This is a genomic window from Bradyrhizobium nivariense (genome assembly GCF_029846695.2).
GTDB lineage: Bacteria > Pseudomonadota > Alphaproteobacteria > Rhizobiales > Xanthobacteraceae > Bradyrhizobium.
On the sequence record NZ_JARWCR020000169.1, the window covers coordinates 1 to 2,115 of the forward strand.

Annotated in this window: 2 protein-coding genes; both read left to right on the plus strand. The window is 55.5% G+C overall.

Going from position 1 to position 2,115, the window contains the following annotated elements; genetic code table 11:
* A partial coding sequence (locus QCM77_RS45695) for an ATP-binding protein (protein ID WP_462804420.1) occupies nucleotides 1–654 on the plus strand: 654 nt, incomplete at its 5' end.
* Nucleotides 655–748: 94 nt separating this feature from the next.
* The gene (locus tag QCM77_RS45700) at nucleotides 749–1,822 is read left to right on the plus strand and encodes a phosphotransferase (RefSeq protein ID WP_280097112.1); all 1,074 of its coding nucleotides are present in this window, start codon (nucleotides 749–751) and stop codon (nucleotides 1,820–1,822) included.
* Nucleotides 1,823–2,115: the final 293 nt, after the last annotated feature.

A 2,115-nucleotide genomic window follows, 5' to 3' on the forward strand; every position in this document is an offset into this window, starting at 1 on the left:
TATCGACTACCGCCCTTGGGGCTGCCATCGGTATCGAAATCTCTTAAAGCCACTGATATGCTCCGATTTTCGGCGGTAGAATTGTTTGCGCAGTGCGTTACGGCCAAGTTGGCAAAATTTGAGCTGAGGGATGAAGATGTACCCTTTGTCGCCAGTTTGTGCCGCAAGCTGGACGGCATTCCTTTAGCGATCGAATTCGCGGCAAGCCTGATCGACACGATCGGGGTTCGTTGCCTGCTAAGACGCCTCGATGGCGGTTTGCACGGCCTGACAGGGGGCTACCGCACGGCCACGGCGCGACACCACACACTGCGGTCGATGCTGGATTGGAGTTACGATTGGCTTCCCGAGCAGGAGCGCATGGTCTTGCGCCGGCTTTCGGCCGTGAAGGGCGAATTCACTCTTGAACAAGCGACTGCTGCGGCCTCAACCGAAGATATGGAAGCCTCCGCAGTTTCAGACAGCGTTGCCAATCTCGTCACCAAATCGCTTATTTTGGCGGACGTCGCCGGCAGCGAGCCCGTATACCGACTACTTGAGACAACGAGAGCGTATGCTTTGGAAAAATTGAGGGAGAGTGACGAGATCAATTGTCTGGCTTGCGCCCGCGGTGAGAAGCTCCTAGCGCCTCTCGATCTCGCGCCAGCGGCGTAACTTGCGGGTTCGAGGCGGCGCAATGGCTTCTTTCCGATCGCGACCGTAGCCTTCAAATGCTCGTTCAAGGGGGATGTGCAAGTGGGAGTTAAGTATGTATCCGCGAAGTCCTGCTGACCTCACCGTCGCTGGCCTGAGCCTGGCGCTTGGGCTTGATCCCGCATCCGTCTCGTCGATCGAGACCGAGGTCGTTGGGCAAGGTATCGGTATTTACGGTCAACTGGCGCGTATCAGGCTTGTTTATCGAGCTGGAGCGGCAGGCCCAAGATCTGTGATCGCAAAATTCCCATCGGCGATCGAGCAAATCCGCGGTCTTGCGCAACAGTTGAAGTTCTACGAACGAGAGGTCAAGTTTTACAGGCATCTTGGCAAAGACCACTCCTTACCTAGCCCACGATGCTTTTATGAGTCGTACGATGCTGCGAGCGATGAGTTCGTCCTGCTCCTGGAGGATCTTGGCGATCATCGGCTCGGTGATCAGTTAAAGGGATGCTCTGCGGAGGATGCATTCGTGGCGGTTCGCCAACTCGCGGATCTTCACGCGGAATGGTGGGAAAGTCCCAAACTGAAGATAATCGACTGGGTGCCGCTAGGCGAGAGCGAAGTAAATAAGGGTGCCATGTCAGTCTATCCTGTTGCTTGGCCGCTCTTTCTTCAGCGGTGTGGCGCGGGCCTTTCTGATGAGATGCTGCGAATTGGTGAGCGCCTATCTGATCAGATCGCGGCCATGCTCGACCGCTTTCGCGATCGACCACGTACGCTTTGTCATGGCGATTACAGGCTCGCCAATCTGTTCTTTGGCAGACGGCCAGACCATGAGCCGATCAGAGTTGTGGATTGGCAAATCGTTAGCCAATGCGTGGGCACGTACGACGTCGGAATGTTTCTCAGTCAGAGCGTGGCTCCGTCAATCCGGCGCGAGATAGAATTAGATCTTCTGCGTGCATATCATGACCGTCTGTTCGAACATGGAGTGAGAGGTTACACTTTTGCTGATTGCATCGATGATTATCGTTGGACGCTCATGTTTTGCTTCTGCTATCCGGTTATAGGTGGCGGTCTCGGCGACCTCGCCAACGAACGCGGCATTGCGTTGGCTCAGGCGATGACGGATCGGTGCGTTTTAGCAATTAGCGACTGGAAGGCATTCGAGTTCTTAAAGCCTTAGTCGGTTTCATTAGGCGATCACGTCCTCTTCTGTGCGCAATGGCTGCCTCCGTCGCAAAACGCTTTAGACTGGAACGTGCACATCCATTGGTCCTTTGCATGCGCTCTACCGAGCAGATGACTGCGCCCATTTCGTTCAGCGCAATCGCGCGTCCCATGTGCGCAATTTAGAGCCGGTCCCGATTGTCTGAACAAAAATTCCGCGTCGATAAGTGGAGACTCTGCCGGTGTTAGGCCGCCGCGCGGAGCGGAGGAAGATCGAAGTAGGCTTGATCCGGGGTGCGGTCGTCAAGG

Bases quoted from the DNA above. Each gene is read 5' to 3' on its own strand.
- QCM77_RS45700 (WP_280097112.1), top strand. From the start codon at position 749: ATGTATCCGCGAAGTCCTGCTGACCTCACCGTCGCTGGCCTGAGCCTG.